Consider the following 15,639-nt stretch of genomic DNA (forward strand, 5'->3'; position numbering starts at 1 on the left):
GACGCCGCTGGAGCCTCTGCCCCGGTTGACCGCGGCGCTGAACGCCGGCGGCGACGGCCCGGAGCTTTGGGTCAAGCGCGACGACTGCACGGGGCTGGCCGGGGGCGGCAACAAGACCCGCAAGCTGGAATACCTGCTGGGCGAGGCGTTCGCCGAGGACGCCGACACCCTGGTGACCCAGGGCGCCGTGCAGTCCAACCATGTGCGCCAGACCGCCGCCGTGGCCGCCCGGTTCGGCCTGGCCTGCGAGGTGATCCTGGAGGAACGCACGGGATCGAAGGCGGTGGACTATACGCGATCGGGCAATGTCCAGCTTGACGAGCTGCTGGGCGCCAAGGTGCGCCGCGTGCCCGGCGGGACCGACATGAACGCCGAGCTGGCGAAGACCGCCGACGAGGTCCGCGCCCGGGGCGGCAAGCCCTATGTCATCCCCGGCGGGGGCTCCAACACCATCGGCGCCCTGGGCTATGTGGAGTGCGCCTTCGAGATCGTCGCTGACGCCAACGCCATGGGCCTGGAGATCGACCGCATCGTCACCGCCACCGGCAGCGCCGGCACCCACGCTGGCCTGGTGGCCGGCCTGGCGGTGATGGGCGCGGATATTCCCGTGCTGGGGATCGGCGTGCGGGCGCCCAGGGACGTGCAGGAGGCCAATGTGTTCAAGCTGGCGCAGGACACCGCCGAGCTGCTGGGCCATCGCGACCGGGTCACCCGAGAGATGGTCGTGGCCGACTGCGACTATGTGGGCGCGGGTTATGGCCTGATTGACGACGCGGTGATCGAGGCCCTGAAGCTGGCGGCGCGCACCGACGCCCTGCTACTCGACCCGGTCTATACGGGTAAGGCGATGAAGGGGCTGATCGCGCTTTCCAAGGCAGGGCGGTTCGCCGGCGAGACGGTGGTCTTCCTGCACACCGGCGGGGCGCAGGGGCTTTCCGGCTACCAGGCGGAGCTGGAGGGCAAGCTCTGATGGACACCAGCCTCACCCTGGGCGTGCTGGGCGGCATGGGGCCGGCGGCGACGCTGGATTTTCTCACCAAGCTGCAGCAGTTCACCCCGGCGCAGACCGACCAGGACCACCTGCGGGTGCTGGTGGACATCAATCCCAAGGTGCCGGACCGCAACGCCTCCAGCGCCGACGCCGGGCCGGTGCTGGCCGAGATGGCCGGGGCCCTGGCGGGCGCCGGGGCCGATGTGCTGGCCATCGCCTGCAACACCGCCCACGCCCACGCCGACCTGATCCAGCGGGCCTCGGGCCTGCCCCTGGTGGACATGATCGAGACCGGCGCCCGGGCGGCGCGGGAGACCGGCGCGCTCAGGGTGGGGGTGCTGGGCACCAAGGGCGGCATCCGGCTCTATCGCGAGTATCTGGCTGCCCAGGCGATGGGTCTGGTGATGCTGACGCCGATCCGGCAGGAGGCGTTCATGGCGACGCTCTACCGGATCAAGGCCGGCGAGGTTGGCCGCGACGTGCAGCGCGAGATGCAGGGCTTTGCCGACGACCTGGCCGCCGACGGGGCCGAGGCGCTGATCGCCGGCTGCACCGAGGTCCCGCTGGTGCTGGACCCCGACGCCCGGAAGCTGGACTTCATCGACCCAGGCGAGCTCTTGGCGCGGCGCTGCGTGGCGGTGTGCCTGGGCCTGGAGCCCCTGCCGGCGATGCCGGGCTAGCTACAGCCTCGGAGCCCTGAAGGTGTCGCAGGCGGCGGGGTCGCCGGATTGCACGCCGGTGCGGAACCAACGCATGCGCTGCTCCGCCGAGCCGTGGGTGAAGCTGTCGGGGGCGACCCGGCCCTGGGTCTTGCGCTGGATGGTGTCGTCGCCCACCGCGGCGGCGGCGCGCAGGCCGTCCTCGATGTCCTTGGGGTCCAGCGATACCTGGCCGCCGGAGACCGCCGGCGCATGGGCCACCCAGACGCCCGCGTAGCAGTCGGCCTGCAGCTCCAGCCGCACCGCGCCGCTGTCGGCCCCGCGGGCGCCCTGGCGGCGGGAACTCTCGCTGGCGCCGGTCAGCGTCTGCACGTGATGGCCGATCTCATGGGCGATCACATAGGCCCTTGCCGCCTCGCCGCCGGCCCCGAACTTGGTCTCCAGCTCCTGCCAGAAGGTGAGGTCGAGATAGACCTTGCTGTCGGTGGGGCAATAGAACGGGCCCATGGCCGCCTGGCCCGTGCCGCAGCCGGTGCCGGTGGCCTGGTCGTAGAGCACGATGGCGGCGGGCGGGCGGTAGGTCTGGCCGGACTTGGCGAACTCCTGGGTCCACACCGCGTCCACCGAGCCGGAGACCACGTCGACGAAGCGCCCGGCCTCGTCGGCCGGTCCGCCACGGACGCCTTCCTGCTGCTCGACGGGCGCACCGCCGACCACGCTCATGGTGGTGGAAGGGTCGATGCCGAAGACGAAATAGCCGATCAGCGCCAGGACGATGCCGCCGGCCCCGACGCCGCCGATGGCGCCCGCGCCCATGCCGCGGCGGTCTTCGATGTTTCCGCCACCCCGTCCGCCTGTCCAGCGCATGCTCAGCCTCTCCAGTTCACGTCGAGGCCTTAACGCCGCGAGAGGCCGGAGCGCTCCATAGCGAAGCTGGAGCGGGCGACGGCTGAGTTGGCGCAGCGGCGCGCCCCCTCCACCGCTTCGCGGTCCCCCTCCCCCGTTTCACGGGTGAGGAGCGGGCCGCTCCTCCCCTGCGAGCGCAGCGACGCGGGGGAGGTGGATCGCCGCGCAGCGGGGAGACGGAGGGGGCGGGCCGCCGCGCAGGCCTAATCGCCATTGGGCCTAGCGCCTGTTTTCAGACGCCTCGCGCACGGCGGCGTTGGAGGCGGCGAGGCGGTCGTCGGGGATGGTCGGGAGGCTGGAGGTGTCGAAGGCCACGGGGGGCGGACGGGGAACCTCCAGGCCGGGAAGCCTGGGCGTCTGGCGCTGGATGATCAGGTCGGTGAGCGACTGCTCGGTGCGCAGCCTGGCCTCCAGGGCCATCAGCTCATTGGACTGGGCCACGGAGCGCTGCTGGAGCATCTGCTGCTGGGCGAGGAGTTCGTTCTGCATGTGCTGCCGGGCGAAGGCGTCCTGCGCCACCGCCGGGAGGGCGGGCGCAAGGACGGCCAGGGCGAGGATCAGGGCGCGCATGCTCCCTAGATGGGAAGCGCGCGCACCAATGGCTAGACCCTTTCCGGTTCAAGTGAAGTCACTTGAACCGGAGAAAACGGGTCTATCTTCAAAAGCTTGGAGCGTGACGGGCGCCGAAACCGGTATCCACTTTCGGCTGTCACGCTCTAGCGCCGGGTGACGGTGAACCGGGTGAGTTGCTTCTTGGGTTCGGCCCAATCGGGGCTGAGTTCGAGGGCCTTCTGGTAGTCAAAATAGGCCTGCTTCATGTTGTCGAGGCCCTCGTTGGCCAGCGCCCGGTTGAAGTAGGCCTTCTCCGGCTCTTCCAGCCCCAGCTCCAGGGCCTTGTTGATGTCCGGCAGGCTGTCGGCGAAGCGGCCGGAGCCGATCGCCGCCGCGCCGCGGTTCACATAGGCCTCGCCCAGGTCCGGCTTGATCCTCACCGCGCGGTCGAAGTCGCCGCGGGCGTTGTCCCACTGGGCTCGGCGCAGCTTGAGCACGCCGCGGTTGATGTAGGTGCCGGCGCGGTCGCGCAGGTTCAGGTTCTCGGTCTCCAGCGCCTGGGTGCAGAGCTTCTCGAAGCGGACGTCGGAATGGCCGGCGATGGCGGCATTGGAGCAGGCCTGCGCCATGCCCCCGCCCAGCACCGTAATGGCGGCCTCAGCCTGGCCTGCGCTCATGATCATGGCGCCGACCGCCGCCGCGCCCAGGCCTCCCAGGAGTCCCTTGGACATCGTTCGCTCCATCGGACGGCGGACCGCGACAGAGGCTCCGCCGCGGACCGGCGTTATCCCGCAGGCTCGCGCCGCAGGGCCTAGCTGTCAACGCTGGAGGTGAGCGAGATCTGGGTGGCGCGCCGGTAGCGGCGGATTTCGCGGTGCAGGATGTAGCCGCCGCTGGCCGCCACCACCACGGCGCCCACCAGGGTCATGGGGTGGGGCAGCTCCCCCCAGATCAGCAGGCTGAGCGCCGCGGCCCAGATCAGCTGGGTGTAGTCGAAGGGGGCCACCACCCCCACCGGCGCCACGCGCAGGGCCTCGGTGAGGAAGAGCTGGCCCACGCCGCCAAACAGCCCGCAGGCCACCAGCATGGCCAGGGTCAGCGGGTCGGGGGTCACCCAGTGGAAGGCCGTGCCCACCGCCCCCAGCAAGGTCCCGGCGAGCGTGAAGTAGAAAACGATGGTCGGGCCGCGCTCCGTGGCGGAGATCTGGCGGATGGCCACCATGGCCCCGGCGGCGCCCAGCGCGCTGAGCAGGGCCAGGCTGACGCCCTCCACGTTCATGTGGCCGGGGCTGGGCCGAGCCATGATCAGGACGCCCACGAACCCCACCACCACCGCGGCCCACCGGTGGCGGCCCACCGCCTCGTGCAGGATCAGGGCGGAGAGCGCGGTCATGAACAGCGGCGAGGCGAACTGCAGGGCGGTGGCCTCGGTGAGCGGCAGCCGCTGCAGGGCGGCGAACCCGCAGACCATGCCGGTCAGCCCCACGGCCGAGCGGACCAGGTGGCCGACCGGGCGGCGCGTCTTCAGCACCTCGAACCCGGTGGTGCGCCAGATGTAGAGGCCCAGCGGCAGGAAGGCGAAGGCGTTGCGGAAGAAGATGATCTCGAACAGCGGGACGCCGCGCGAGCCGCACCACTTCACCGCGGCCGAGAGGCACGCCAGGAAGGCCATGGCCAGCACGCGGTAGGCGATGCCCCGCGCGATCTGCTGGCGGTCGTCAAGGACGGGCGTGGCGGGCGGAGTCACCGCCGGGGTTTGCGGGCCGGGGTCGTCAGCGTCAACCGGGCGCGTCGCCGTCGAGACGGGCGATGGCCCTGCCGCCAGAATGCGCGGCCACCCCCTCAGGTCACCGCGTCGCGCTGGCTGAACTGCGGCGCGCGCCAGGTCTCCTCACGCATCACCTGGGCCAGGATGTCGACGGCGTCCCAGATGTCCACGTGGCGGACGTAGAGCGGCGCCAGGCCGAAGCGCAGGGTCTGCGGCGCCCGGAAGTCGCCGATCACGCCGCGGTCGATCAGGGCGCGCATGATCGGATAGCCGTCGCGATGGTCGAAAGCCACGTGGCCGCCGCGCTGGGCGCCGTCACGCGGGCTGATCAGGGTGAAACCCGCGTCGGGGCAGCGTTCCTCAATCAGGCGGACCAGGAGATCGCCCAGGGACAGGCACTTGGCACGCATCTGGCCGATGTCCACGTCCGCGGCGAGGTCGAGGCCGGCCTCCGTGGCCGCCAGGCTGAGGATCGGCTGGGTGCCGGTGAGCATCTGGCCGATGCCGGCCGCGGGGCGGTAATCCCGGTCGAAGGCGAACGGCTCGGCGTGGCCCCACCAGCCGGTCAGCGGCTGGGCGGCAATCCCGTGGTGACGGCGGGCGGCGAAGATGAAGGCCGGACTGCCCGGCCCGCCGTTCAGGTATTTGTAGGTGCAGCCAACGGCGAAGTCGGCCCCGGCGCCGTTCAGGTCCACGGGCGCCACCCCGGCGCTGTGGCACAGGTCCCAGACGGCCAGCGCGCCGACCGCGTGGGCGCGCGCGGTGATCGCCGCCATGTCGAGCAGCCGGGCGGTGCGGTAGTGGGCCTGGTTGAGGATGGTTGCGGCCACGGTCTCGTCCAGCGCCTCGGCGATGTTCGGATGCTCGGCGAAGCGGATCTGGTAGCCGCGACCCATGAGGGCGGTGAGCCCCTGGATCACATAGGTGTTGGTGGGAAAGTCGCTGCCGTCCATGACCACCACCCGGCGCTCGGGGCGCAGGGCCAGGGCGGCGGCGGAGACCTTGAAGAGGTTGATGGCGGTGCTGTCGGTGACCACCACCTCGTCGTCCGCCGCCCCGATCAGCGGGGCCAGCCGGGCGCCCAGGCGGTGGGGCGCCTGGAACCAGCCGGCGGAATTCCAGCTGCCGATCAAGTGGCGCGCCCATTCCACTGAGGCCGCCTGGTGCAACCGGTCCAGCGCCGCCCGGGGCATCGGCCCCAGGGAGTGGCCGTCCAGGTAGATCACCCCTTCCGGCAGGGCGAAGGCGTCGCGGCGGGCGGCCAGCGGGTCGGCTTGGTCGAGGTCGTTGCAGTCGGCGCGGGTGAGGCGGGTGAGGCAGGTCATGGCAGGTCTCGGGCGCCGTTAGCCGGCCGGGCGGGTTCGCTGGAGGCAACGGTCCAGCACGTCGATGGCGAGCACGATATGATAGAGCGAACTGGCCGGCGCGGGCTCGTCGATGAAGGCGCCGGCTGCGGTCATGCGTTCGTACCAGAGGCCGGGTAGCGGGGTCTGCAGGTAGCGGTCCACGGCCTGCGCCGCCCGCACGGCCATAGCCCAGTATTTCGGATCGCCGGTCACCTCGGCCGCGAGGCTGACCGCCTTCAGCCGCTCGGTCTGCGGCCAGAGCCGGGCGCTGTTCAGGTGCGGGCTAAAGTCGTCCAGCAGGGCGTCAAGGGCGACGCCGCGATCCTGATCGACGCCGTGGGCTTCGGCCAGCTCGATCAACCGCAGCGCAACCGGGCGAAGGTCCGCCGCGCCCGCGCGGCCGCTCCAGCGCAACAGCAACCAGGCCCATTCGAACTGATGCCCCGGCTCGACGATCCGCCCGGCGATCCCCGGAGCGGGCGACCAGTCGGCGGCGAAGAACTCGCGCAGGGCGCCCGTCCGCGGATCGATGAACCGCGAGGTGGCGAGGTCGACGATCTGCTGCGCCATGGCCGGCCACCCTGGCTCGGGGCTCAGCTCGGTCCAGGCCAGGCAGGCCTCGAGCAGGTGCATCTGGGGATTGGACTCCAGCGGCGTCCGCGGCGGCCAACTCGGATTGAACCCCGCGGCCGAATGGCTGAGCCGGGCGCGCACCGCCAACCGCAGGGCGATGGCCTCGCGTTCCAGCCCGCCGTCGATCCAGGGGTGCGCCGCCGCCAGCCCGAACAGGGCGAAGGCCTGGTCATAGAGCTCGACGGCGCCATCGTCGCGACCCGCGTCCCCGATCGGACGCGCGAGGCCGTCGGACCGCAGATGGTCGCGCAGGTAGCCCCGCAGGCCCTGGCGCACGACGCCTGCGGCGTCGCCATCCCAGCCCAGCGCCGGCGCGGCCGCAAAGGCGTAGATCTGTCGCGGTGGGACCCGCCCGCGGCTGGGCAGGTCAAGCGGCGCTGCGTCCTGGCCGATCTTGTCGCGAAAGCGGCCGGTGGCCGGATCGAAGCCGACCTCGGCCCAGAGCGGATAGGCGGCGCCGTTCAGCCAGGCCTTCAGCCGCGCGCAGGCCGCCTGCGCCTGGGCGCGGGGATCGGCCTCCATCGGGGCTAGGGCCATAGCCGCGCCGCGCCGCGAACCCCGGAGGAATCGCCCCAGCGGGCCGGCTCCAGCCGTGCGGTCCAGGTGTCGGCGAACACGTGGGGCGCGATGGCGGCGGGCAGCCGCTCGTAGAGTTCCGCCACGTTGGACATGCCGCCTCCGAACACCAGGACCTCAGGATCGACGATGTCGCAGATCATCGCCAGGCCACGGGCCAGCCGGTCGATATAGCGGTCCAGCGCGGCGCTGGCTTCAGGCTCGCCTGCGCGGGCCGCGGCGACGATCTCCTGCCCGGAACGCTCGGCGCCGGTGTGGGCCAGGTGGTCAGCGCGAAAGCCGGCCCCGGAAATCCAGGTCTCCAGGCAGCCGCGACGGCCGCACCAGCACGCAGGCCCCGGGGTTTCGTCCGCTCGCGCCCAGGGCAGCGGCGTGTGGCCCCACTCCCCGCCGATCCCGTTGGCGCCCTCCACCAGCCGGCCATCCACCACCAGGGCGCCGCCGCAGCCGCTGCCGAGGATCACGGCGAACACCACCGAGGCCCCGGCCGCCGCGCCGTCGAGGGCTTCAGAGAGCGCCAGGCAGTTGGCGTCGTTGGCCAGGCGCACCGGCCGCGCCAGGGCGGCCTCCAGGTCCTGGCGGAAGGCGCGGCCGTTCAGCCACACCGAATTGGCGTTGCGGATGACCCCGGAGCGAGGCGACACCGAGCCCGGCGCGCCCACGCCGATCGTGCCGCGACCGCCGGCCTCGGCCTCCGCCTTGGTCACCAGATCGCAGACCGTCCGGATCGCCGCATCATAGGTTCCCGGGTTGGGCGCCCTGACCCGGGCCAGGAAGGCGCCGGCCGGGTCCAGCGCGGCGGCCTCGATCTTGGCGCCGCCGAAATCCACCCCGACCTTGATCATGCGCTCCTCAAGCGGGTGGTCCGCGACCGTCGCGTGATCCGCCTCGGGCGCGCCAATGGTGCGGGCGGTCGGGCTCGAACCGACACTCCTTTCGGAACCGGATTTTGAGTCCGGCGCGTCTACCAGTTCCACCACGCCCGCGGCGCCCATGGGACGACAGGGGCCCGTCTAGCAGGCGTCCCGGCGGATTTCCAGTTCGCGCGGGCGGCCCATGCGAAGCCTTGCGTTGCCGCGCCCGAGGCCGTAAATGATAATCGTTCGCAAGAACCCAGGTCTCCAAGGATCCCAAGGCGCCTATGCCCGACAGCTTCGCCGAAACCCTGAGCGCCCCGACCGCCGCCCCGTCGGCGGACGGCCGGGTGGTGCGCCTGAGCCTGGCGCGGCCGGGACAGAAGGGGATCATCACCGAGGTCAGCGCCGGCAGCCACGGCGGCGAGCACGGGGTGGCCGCGGGCGAACTGGAACGCCGCCTGCTGGAGTTCGGCTTCGTGGAGGGCGCCGCCATCGAGGTGCTGCACGAAGGCGCGATCCGCCGCGACCCGATCGCGGTGCGGTTGGACGACATGCGCGTGGCGCTGCGCCGCCGCGACGCCGAGGATGTCTGGCTGCGGCTCGACCCGGCGCCCGGATGACCGACGCCGTGCTGCGGCCCGCCCGTGTGGCGCTGGTCGGCAATCCCAATTCCGGCAAGACCGCGCTCTTCAACGCCCTGACCGGCAGCCGCCAGAAGGTGGCCAACTACGCCGGCGTCACGGTGGAGAAGAAGGAAGGCCACCTGACCACCGCCGACGGCCGGTCCCTGTCGATCATTGACCTGCCCGGCACCTATTCCCTGCGCGCCCGCAGCCCGGACGAGGCGGTGACCCGCGACGCGGTGCTGGGTCGGCTGGATGGGGAAGACGCGCCCGACGTGCTGGTCTGCGTGGCCGACGCCACCAACCTGCGCCTGGTGCTCAGGCTGATCCTTGAGCTGAAGGCGGTGGGCCGCCCGATGGTGCTGGCGCTCAACATGTACGACATCGCCCAGCGCCAGGGCCTGCGGATCGACCTGGAGGGCCTGGCCCGGGAACTGGGCTGTCCCATCGTCACCACCGTGGCCACCCGCAAGCGCGGCATCGACGACCTGGTGGCCAGGGTCGACGGGCTGATCGCATCGGGCGCGCTGTCCACCGAGAGCCAGTGGCACGAGCCCAGCGCGGCCGAGATCCGCGACGCCCACCGCGAGGCGCACCGCATCCTCAAGGCCCATGTGCGCCCGGCGGAGCGGCCCGACACCATGACCGGCCGCGTCGACGCGGTGCTGCTGCATCCGGTGGCCGGGCTGGGCATCCTGCTCACCGTGCTCTTCCTGATGTTTCAGGGGGTGTTCACCTGGGCCGCCCCGGCGCAGGAGGCCATTGATGCGGGCTTCCAGGCGCTGGCCGCCCTGGTCGGCCGGGCCCTGCCCGACGGCCTGCTGGCCAGCTTCCTCACCGACGGGCTGATCTCAGGGGTTGGCAGCGTGCTGGTGTTCCTGCCGCAGATTCTGATCCTGTTCTTCTTCATCCTGCTGCTGGAGGACTTCGGCTACATGGCCCGCGCGGCGTTCCTGATGGACCGGATCATGGGCGGCGCCGGGCTGCACGGGCGCGCGTTCATCCCGCTGCTCTCGTCCTTCGCCTGCGCCATCCCGGGGATCATGGCCACCCGGGTGATCGACAACAAACGCGACCGGCTGACCACCATCCTGGTGGCGCCGCTGATGACCTGCTCAGCCAGAATCCCGGTCTACACCCTGATCATCTCGGCCTTCATCCCGAACCGCTCGGTGGCGGGGGTCCTTAGCCTGCAGGGGCTGGTGATGTTCGGGCTCTATGTGGCGGGGATCGCCAGCGCGCTGGGGGTCTCGTTCCTGACCCGGCGCCTGTTCTGGCGCGGCGCGGTGGAGCCGTTCCTGATGGAGTTGCCGACCTACAAGCTGCCGTCTGTGGAGAACGTGGCGCGCAACCTCTTCCAGCGGGCGCAGATCTTCGTCATGCGGGCCGGGCGGATCATCCTGCCGCTGATGATCGTGGTGTGGTTCCTGGCGACCTTCCCCTACCCGCCCCCCGGCGCCACCGGCCAGCCCATTGAGTACAGCTTCGCCGGCCAGCTCGGCCACCTGATCGGCCCGGCGCTGGCTCCCATCGGGTTCAACTGGCAGATGACCGTGGCCCTGATCCCGGGCTTCGCGGCCCGCGAAGTGGCGGTGGCGGCGCTGGGCACCGTCTACGCCATCGGCGACGCTGAGGCCCACGTGGGCGCCCTGGCCACCTCGCTGGCGAACCACTGGTCGCTGGCCACCGGCCTGTCGTTCCTGGCCTGGTATGTGTTCGCCCCGCAGTGCGCCTCGACCCTGGCGGTGGTGAAGCGGGAGACCAACTCCTGGCGCTGGCCGATCGTCATGTTCGTCTACATGACCGCCCTGGCCTACCTGGCGTCGTTCATCGTCTACCGCACCTCCGTGGCCATGGGCGGGGGTTGAGCGCCGAGCTCCAGGCGGCCCTAAGTGACGGAAATATGGGCTTTCTCGGCAGCCCCTGTGGCAATGGCGGGGGTTGACAGCGCGGCAACTCCCGGCTGCAAATTAACCACTGGTTCGCCCTAACGTTTAACGGCCCGTCAAACGCATTGCTGGCAAGGTGCCCGTGTCATGCAGAAGATGCTCGAAAACGCCCTCGACGCCGCCACCGGCAAAAAGCCGAAGCGGGGGACTCAAACCCTCGCCAAACGCGTTCGTGAGGCTCTCCTGTTGCTCGGCGGCGAAGCGCACCGGGCACTGGTGATCGAACAGGTGGCCCGCCACCTCGGCCACGATGTGCGCCAGATCCCCGAGGATCTGCAGAGCGCTCTGATCCTCTCCTTCGAGGAGAACTGGCGCGACGAGCGCAGGCGGGCGGCCTACGGCTTCCACCTGCCGTTCGGCGAGGGCTCGCATCGCTGGGGCGTGCGCCCGGAGCCCGCCCTACTCCACTAGCCCGAGCTACTCCACTAGCCCGACTGGCGGGCCGTCGGCGTCCCCGGCCAGCTGGCCGGCGGCCGTCTGCAGCCGGGCAAGGAGCCGCTTTAGCAGCGTCACCTCCTCCGGCGCGAGGCCGGCGATCAGGGCCGCCTCGTAGGCCAGGGCGAGGGGGGCGATCTCGGCGTGCAGCCGGGCGCCCTCAGGCGTCAGCGACAACACGTGCGAGCGGCCGTCGGCCTGGTGCTCGGCGCGCGCCGCCAACCCACGCTTGAGCAACTCATGGGCTGCGCGGCTCACCGTCACCTTGTCCATCACCGTGCGGGCCACGATCTGGCCCTGAGTCAAGCCGCCGTCCTCGGCCAGCACGCAGAGCAGCCGCCACTGCGGGATCGGCAGGCCGAAGCGGTCCTGATAGGCGCGCGCGATCAGGCCCGACACCGCGTTGGACGCCACCGACAGGCGATAGGGCAGGTAGGCGTCGAGCCGCAGGCCCCCCGCCGCCGGGACGCGGCTCATACGGCGGCGACCTCCTGTTCGATGGCGCCGAACAGGCTGTGGCGGCGGGCGTCGCGCATCTCGATGCGGACCACGTCGCCGGGCCGAAGGAACGGGGTCTTAGGCGCCCCGCCCGCAAGGGTCTCGATGGTGCGCAGCTCCGCCAGGCAGGAGTAGCCGACGCCGCCGTCAGTCACTTTCTTGCCCGCGCCGCCGTCCTGGCTGCGGTTGGAGACGGTGCCCGAGCCGATGATGGTCCCGGCGCCGAGGGCGCGGGTCTTGGCGGCGTGGGCCACCAGGGTCCCGAAGTCGAAGGTCATGTCGACGCCGGCGTCAGCGCAGCCCAGGGGCTGGCCGTTCAGCTCGACCTCCAGGGCGCCGTGCAGCTTGCCGTCGCGCCAGCCCGCCAGGGCGTCGGGGGTGACCGCCACGGGGGAGAAGGCCGAGGCGGGCTTGGACTGGAAGAAGCCGAAGTTCTTAGCCAGTTCGCCGGGGATCAGGTTGCGCAGGGACACGTCGTTGCACAGCAGGACCAACCGGATGGCGGCCAGGGCCTCGTCGCGGCCGGCGCCCAGGGGCACGTCGCCGGTGATCACCGCGATCTCGCCCTCCATGTCCAGGCCCCAGGCCTCGTCGGCGAGGCCGATGGGGTCGCGGGGCCCGAGGAACCCGTCGGAGCCACCCTGGTACATCAAAGGGTCAGTCCAGAAGGTCTCCGGCATCTCCGCGCCGCGGGCCTGCCGGACCAGGGCCACGTGGTTCACATAGGCCGATCCATCCGCCCACTGATAGGCGCGGGGCAAGGGGCTGGCTGCGTCATGCTCGTGGAAGCGCTCGCGGGGGACGGCGCCGTGCTCCAGGCTCTCGGCCAGGCCCCGCAGGTCGCCCTCCAGATTGGCCCAGTCGTCCAGCGCCGCCTGCAGGGTTGGCGCGATGGCGTCGGCCGGGGTGAACCAGGCCAGGTCGTTGGAGACCACCACCAGCCGCCCATCGCGGCCGCCCTTCAACGACGCCAGCTTCATCAGAGACTCCTCAGGTCGAAAGGTTCGCGCGCGATGGTGCGCGTCTGCAGCACGCCCTGCTCATAGGCCTGCGGTTCGAAGACGGTGACCTCGACACGGATGTCGCTGCCGGGCTCACCATCCCAAAGGTAACTGCGTTCGAAACAGACCGCGCGGCCGGAGGGGGTGAAACCTTCGAAGGTGTCGCCCCATGGCGTGTGTTCGGCCAGTTGGCGCCAGCCCAGGGTGCAGGCGCGTTCGATTTCGTCCTGGGCGGCGGCTTCGAGGTCGGCCTCGAAGCTCATGGCGCCTTCCAGCTGTCGACATAGGCCGGGTTTTCGACGGTGGCCGCGGCCTCGCCCACGTCCAGGGGATCGCGGGTGTCGATCATCACGGCGTATTCGTCGGTGGCGGGCTTTGGCTGGGCCAGCATGTTCTTCAGCGCCTTGGGGTGGGGTCCGTGGGTGAAGCCCGAGGGGTGGAACGTCATCATCCCGGCCTCGATGTGGTCGCGGCTGAAGAAGTCCCCGGCATGGTAGAACAGCACTTCGTCAAAATCGTCGTTGTTGTGGAAGAACGGCACCTTCAGGGCGCCGGGATCGGTCTCGAACGGCCGGGGCGCGAAGGTGCAGACCACGAACCGGTCGCTGACGAAGGTGGTGTGGACGCTGGGCGGCAGGTGGTAGCGGTGGCTGGAGACCGGCCGCAGGTCGGCGACGTTGAGGCGCACGGGCGCCAGGTCGCCATGCCAGCCCACAGCGTCCAGCGGATTGTACGGGAAGGTCACGGTGGAGACCTCGCCGCGCTTCTTGATCTGCACTCGAACCGGCCCCTCCAGCGCCTGGTGAGTGCGGAAAGCCTCGTCCATGGCCGGCGTCTCCAGCATGGCCGGATCGAACAGGGCGTGGCCGCCCAGCAGGCCTTTGTCGGGCAGGCCGAAGTGGCTGTTGGTGGCCTGGATCATCAGGACCGCGGTGGGCGAAGTCGGCGCCAGCCGCCACATGGTCCCCCGGGGCAGGTAGAGATAGTCGCCCGCCCGGTAGGCCAGCCGGCCGTAGTCGCAGAACAGGTCGCCCTGGCCCTGGTGGACGAACAGCAGCTGGTCGCCGTCGGCGTTGCGGGCCAGGGCCGGCATGGCTTCGCTGAGCTTCCAGAAGCGGATCTCGACAGCAGGATTGTGCAGCACGACGCCCGCCGCCCAGGGCGACGGCTCGGCGGCGTTCAGCGCGTTGAGGTCGAAGGCCCGGGGCCGGAGCGGGCCCTCGAAGGTGGTCCAGCCGGTGGGCGGGCGCGGGTGATGCAGGAAGGCGGCCGGGCCGAAGAAGCCCTCCTTGGAAATCTCCCGCTCATAGGTCCCTTCGGGCATGTCGGCATGGGCCTGGCGGGAGTGGCGCCCTTGCGCGCCGCGGACCGGAATCCAGTTGCGGCCGGCCATCAGGGCTCGTCCTTGTAGATGCCCACCAAGAGCGGGACGCCCTCGGCCATCCGCGCGCGGTACATGCCGGAGGTGTTGTAGCTCCAGGCCATCTGACCGTCGGGAGCCACGGCGATGACGCCGCCCTCCCCGCCCAGGGCGGTCAGCTCTTTCTGCACCACCTGGTCGGCGGCGGCCTGCAGGGTCATGCCCTTGTGCTGGACCAGGGCGCAGATCTCCCGGGCCACGGTCAGGCGGATGAAGTACTCACCCGCGCCGGTGCCGGAGACGGCGCAGGAGCGGTTGGAGGCGTAGGTCCCCGCGCCGATGATCGGGCTGTCGCCCACCCGGCCCCAGCGCTTGGCGGTGGTGCCCCCGGTGGAGGCGCCAGCGGCCACGTCGCCGCGAGTATCCATGGCCACAACGCCCACCGTGCCGTGCTTGCGGCCCTCGTCATGCACCAGGTGCGACAGGGCCTGTGGCGCCGTGGGCGCGCCTGCGGGCCGGGGCGGGATCGGGAGGCCCATGCGCGTCAGGTCGCGCTCCAGGCCTTTCCACCGGCGCTCGGTGAAGAAGAATGACGGATCGACCTGCTCAAGCTCCTGCGTGCGGGAGAACGCGTCCGCCCCGGGGCCGGTGAGCATCACGTGGGGCGAGTGCTCCATGACCGCGCGGGCCAGCGAGATCGGGTGGCGGGTACGGGTGACCCCGGCCACCGCGCCCGCCGCCAGGGTCTTGCCGTCCATGATCGAGCTGTCGAGTTCGTTGCGGCCGTCGGCGGTAAACACCGCGCCGCGCCCGGCGTTGAACAGCGGATCGTCTTCCAGCAGGTGAATGGCCGCCTCGATGGCGTCCAGGGCCGCGCCGCCCTTGGCGAGCACCGCGGCGCCCGCCTGCGCCGCCTTGCCGATGGAAGCGCGGTAGGCCGTGTCCTGCTCCGGCGTCAGGTCCTTGCGTTCGATGACTCCAGACCCCCCATGCACCACCAGCGCCCACCTGGGCTTCGCCGCCGCGCCCGATCCCATCGCCATCACCACAACCGCCAGACCGATCGCAAACGCACGCATCAACCCTCCTTCGCGGGCAACACCCCTCTGCGCACCTGATCAAGTTCGATGGACTCGAACAAGGCCTTGAAGTTGCCTTCGCCGAAACCCTCGTTGCCCTTGCGCTGGATCAGCTCGAAGAAGATCGGTCCAATCATGTTCTCGGTGAAGATCTGCAGGAGCAGGCCCTGGCCCTCGGTGGGGGCGCCGTCGATCAGGATTCTGTCGGCCTGCAGCCGCTGCACGTCCTCGCCGTGGCCAGGGACGCGAGCCTCGGTACCGTCGAAATAGGCGTCGATGGTGTCCTGGAACTTCACGCCGCGGTCGCGCATCGTCTCCACGGACTCATAGATGTCATCCACGCCCAGCGCGATATGCTGGATGCCTTCGCCCTTGTAGTCCTTCAGGAATTCCTCGATCTGCGAGT

Annotated in this window: 18 protein-coding genes and 1 tRNA gene; 5 read left to right on the forward strand and 14 right to left on the reverse strand. The window is 70.8% G+C overall.

What is annotated here, in order from left to right; translation table 11 throughout:
* A partial coding sequence (locus ACLL81_RS04180; protein WP_411287088.1) for a D-cysteine desulfhydrase occupies window positions 1–970 on the forward strand: 970 nt, incomplete at its 5' end.
* The gene (locus ACLL81_RS04185) at window positions 970–1,671 is read left to right on the forward strand and encodes an aspartate/glutamate racemase family protein (protein ID WP_411287089.1); all 702 of its coding nucleotides are present in this window, start codon (window positions 970–972) and stop codon (window positions 1,669–1,671) included. The genes ACLL81_RS04180 and ACLL81_RS04185, both read left to right, overlap by 1 nt.
* Here the strand turns inward: ACLL81_RS04185 and ACLL81_RS04190 are convergent, their stop codons facing one another.
* The 8 genes from ACLL81_RS04190 to ACLL81_RS04225 all read right to left on the reverse strand — a co-directional run bounded on the left by ACLL81_RS04190 (window position 1,672) and on the right by ACLL81_RS04225 (window position 8,417).
* Entirely contained in the window at window positions 1,672–2,517 is an 846-nt protein-coding gene (locus ACLL81_RS04190) for a neutral zinc metallopeptidase (RefSeq protein ID WP_411287090.1), read from the reverse strand.
* Window positions 2,518–2,775: 258 nt separating this feature from the next.
* On the reverse strand, window positions 2,776–3,126 hold the full coding sequence (locus ACLL81_RS04195) for a hypothetical protein (RefSeq protein WP_411287091.1): 351 nt from the start codon (window positions 3,124–3,126) through the stop codon (window positions 2,776–2,778).
* Window positions 3,127–3,272: 146 nt separating this feature from the next.
* Complete coding sequence (locus ACLL81_RS04200; RefSeq protein WP_411287092.1) at window positions 3,273–3,839, reverse strand: tetratricopeptide repeat protein; 567 nt, start codon at window positions 3,837–3,839, stop codon at window positions 3,273–3,275.
* Window positions 3,840–3,919: 80 nt separating this feature from the next.
* Window positions 3,920–4,855: a DMT family transporter gene (locus tag ACLL81_RS04205; protein WP_411287093.1), complete on the reverse strand. Its 936-nt coding sequence runs from the start codon at window positions 4,853–4,855 to the stop codon at window positions 3,920–3,922.
* A 95-nt stretch (window positions 4,856–4,950) separates the two neighbouring features.
* Window positions 4,951–6,201 carry a kynureninase gene (kynU, locus tag ACLL81_RS04210; protein ID WP_411287094.1) on the reverse strand — a complete coding sequence of 417 codons (1,251 nt, stop codon included), beginning with the start codon at window positions 6,199–6,201 and terminating at the stop codon, window positions 4,951–4,953.
* An 18-nt stretch (window positions 6,202–6,219) separates the two neighbouring features.
* Window positions 6,220–7,392, reverse strand: coding sequence for an AGE family epimerase/isomerase (locus tag ACLL81_RS04215; protein WP_411287095.1), 1,173 nt, complete (start codon window positions 7,390–7,392; stop codon window positions 6,220–6,222).
* A complete protein-coding gene (locus ACLL81_RS04220; protein WP_411287096.1) occupies window positions 7,383–8,276 on the reverse strand; it encodes an ROK family protein in 894 nt (297 codons plus the stop codon). The genes ACLL81_RS04215 and ACLL81_RS04220 overlap by 10 nt, the downstream gene beginning before the upstream one ends.
* A gap of 56 nt (window positions 8,277–8,332) precedes the next feature.
* Window positions 8,333–8,417, reverse strand: a tRNA-Leu gene (locus ACLL81_RS04225).
* Window positions 8,418–8,572: 155 nt separating this feature from the next.
* Between ACLL81_RS04225 and ACLL81_RS04230 the strand changes: the two genes are divergently transcribed.
* The 3 genes from ACLL81_RS04230 to ACLL81_RS04240 all read left to right on the forward strand — a co-directional run bounded on the left by ACLL81_RS04230 (window position 8,573) and on the right by ACLL81_RS04240 (window position 11,271).
* Window positions 8,573–8,908 carry a ferrous iron transport protein A gene (locus ACLL81_RS04230; RefSeq protein ID WP_411287097.1) on the forward strand — a complete coding sequence of 112 codons (336 nt, stop codon included), beginning with the start codon at window positions 8,573–8,575 and terminating at the stop codon, window positions 8,906–8,908.
* Window positions 8,905–10,779, forward strand: a complete 1,875-nt coding sequence (gene feoB, locus ACLL81_RS04235) for a ferrous iron transporter B (RefSeq protein ID WP_411287098.1) — start codon at window positions 8,905–8,907, stop codon at window positions 10,777–10,779. The genes ACLL81_RS04230 and feoB overlap by 4 nt, the downstream gene beginning before the upstream one ends.
* 168 nt (window positions 10,780–10,947) lie before the next feature.
* Window positions 10,948–11,271 carry a hypothetical protein gene (locus tag ACLL81_RS04240; RefSeq protein ID WP_411287099.1) on the forward strand — a complete coding sequence of 108 codons (324 nt, stop codon included), beginning with the start codon at window positions 10,948–10,950 and terminating at the stop codon, window positions 11,269–11,271.
* Window positions 11,272–11,277: 6 nt separating this feature from the next.
* Here the strand turns inward: ACLL81_RS04240 and ACLL81_RS04245 are convergent, their stop codons facing one another.
* From ACLL81_RS04245 to ACLL81_RS04270, 6 genes are all read right to left on the reverse strand, one after another.
* Window positions 11,278–11,772 (reverse strand): MarR family winged helix-turn-helix transcriptional regulator, encoded by a 495-nt coding sequence (locus ACLL81_RS04245; protein WP_411287100.1) that lies wholly within the window; start codon window positions 11,770–11,772, stop codon window positions 11,278–11,280.
* Window positions 11,769–12,773, reverse strand: a complete 1,005-nt coding sequence (locus ACLL81_RS04250) for a fumarylacetoacetate hydrolase family protein (RefSeq protein WP_411287101.1) — start codon at window positions 12,771–12,773, stop codon at window positions 11,769–11,771. The genes ACLL81_RS04245 and ACLL81_RS04250 overlap by 4 nt, the downstream gene beginning before the upstream one ends.
* Entirely contained in the window at window positions 12,773–13,057 is a 285-nt protein-coding gene (locus ACLL81_RS04255) for a hypothetical protein (protein WP_411287102.1), read from the reverse strand. Before ACLL81_RS04255 ends, ACLL81_RS04250 begins: the two co-directional genes overlap by 1 nt.
* On the reverse strand, window positions 13,054–14,187 hold the full coding sequence (locus tag ACLL81_RS04260) for a homogentisate 1,2-dioxygenase (protein WP_411287103.1): 1,134 nt from the start codon (window positions 14,185–14,187) through the stop codon (window positions 13,054–13,056). The genes ACLL81_RS04255 and ACLL81_RS04260 overlap by 4 nt, the downstream gene beginning before the upstream one ends.
* Window positions 14,187–15,233, reverse strand: coding sequence for an isoaspartyl peptidase/L-asparaginase family protein (locus ACLL81_RS04265; protein ID WP_411287104.1), 1,047 nt, complete (start codon window positions 15,231–15,233; stop codon window positions 14,187–14,189). Before ACLL81_RS04265 ends, ACLL81_RS04260 begins: the two co-directional genes overlap by 1 nt.
* On the reverse strand, window positions 15,233–15,639 hold a 407-nt coding region (locus ACLL81_RS04270; RefSeq protein WP_411287105.1), incomplete at its 5' end, for a VOC family protein. The genes ACLL81_RS04265 and ACLL81_RS04270, both read right to left, overlap by 1 nt.

It is taken from the genome of Phenylobacterium sp. (assembly GCF_046590535.1).
Lineage (GTDB): Bacteria > Pseudomonadota > Alphaproteobacteria > Caulobacterales > Caulobacteraceae > Phenylobacterium.

Bases quoted from the DNA above. Each gene is read 5' to 3' on its own strand.
- ACLL81_RS04200 (WP_411287092.1), bottom strand. From the start codon at position 3,839: ATGTCCAAGGGACTCCTGGGAGGCCTGGGCGCGGCGGCGGTCGGCGCC.
- ACLL81_RS04255 (WP_411287102.1), bottom strand. From the start codon at position 13,057: ATGAGCTTCGAGGCCGACCTCGAAGCCGCCGCCCAGGACGAAATCGAA.
- kynU (WP_411287094.1), bottom strand. From the start codon at position 6,201: ATGACCTGCCTCACCCGCCTCACCCGCGCCGACTGCAACGACCTCGAC.
- ACLL81_RS04240 (WP_411287099.1), top strand. From the start codon at position 10,948: ATGCAGAAGATGCTCGAAAACGCCCTCGACGCCGCCACCGGCAAAAAG.
- ACLL81_RS04190 (WP_411287090.1), bottom strand. From the start codon at position 2,517: ATGCGCTGGACAGGCGGACGGGGTGGCGGAAACATCGAAGACCGCCGC.
- ACLL81_RS04230 (WP_411287097.1), top strand. From the start codon at position 8,573: ATGCCCGACAGCTTCGCCGAAACCCTGAGCGCCCCGACCGCCGCCCCG.
- ACLL81_RS04215 (WP_411287095.1), bottom strand. From the start codon at position 7,392: ATGGCCCTAGCCCCGATGGAGGCCGATCCCCGCGCCCAGGCGCAGGCG.
- ACLL81_RS04260 (WP_411287103.1), bottom strand. From the start codon at position 14,187: ATGGCCGGCCGCAACTGGATTCCGGTCCGCGGCGCGCAAGGGCGCCAC.
- ACLL81_RS04250 (WP_411287101.1), bottom strand. From the start codon at position 12,773: ATGAAGCTGGCGTCGTTGAAGGGCGGCCGCGATGGGCGGCTGGTGGTG.
- ACLL81_RS04265 (WP_411287104.1), bottom strand. From the start codon at position 15,233: ATGCGTGCGTTTGCGATCGGTCTGGCGGTTGTGGTGATGGCGATGGGA.
- ACLL81_RS04220 (WP_411287096.1), bottom strand. From the start codon at position 8,276: ATGATCAAGGTCGGGGTGGATTTCGGCGGCGCCAAGATCGAGGCCGCC.
- ACLL81_RS04195 (WP_411287091.1), bottom strand. From the start codon at position 3,126: ATGCGCGCCCTGATCCTCGCCCTGGCCGTCCTTGCGCCCGCCCTCCCG.
- ACLL81_RS04245 (WP_411287100.1), bottom strand. From the start codon at position 11,772: ATGAGCCGCGTCCCGGCGGCGGGGGGCCTGCGGCTCGACGCCTACCTG.
- feoB (WP_411287098.1), top strand. From the start codon at position 8,905: ATGACCGACGCCGTGCTGCGGCCCGCCCGTGTGGCGCTGGTCGGCAAT.
- ACLL81_RS04185 (WP_411287089.1), top strand. From the start codon at position 970: ATGGACACCAGCCTCACCCTGGGCGTGCTGGGCGGCATGGGGCCGGCG.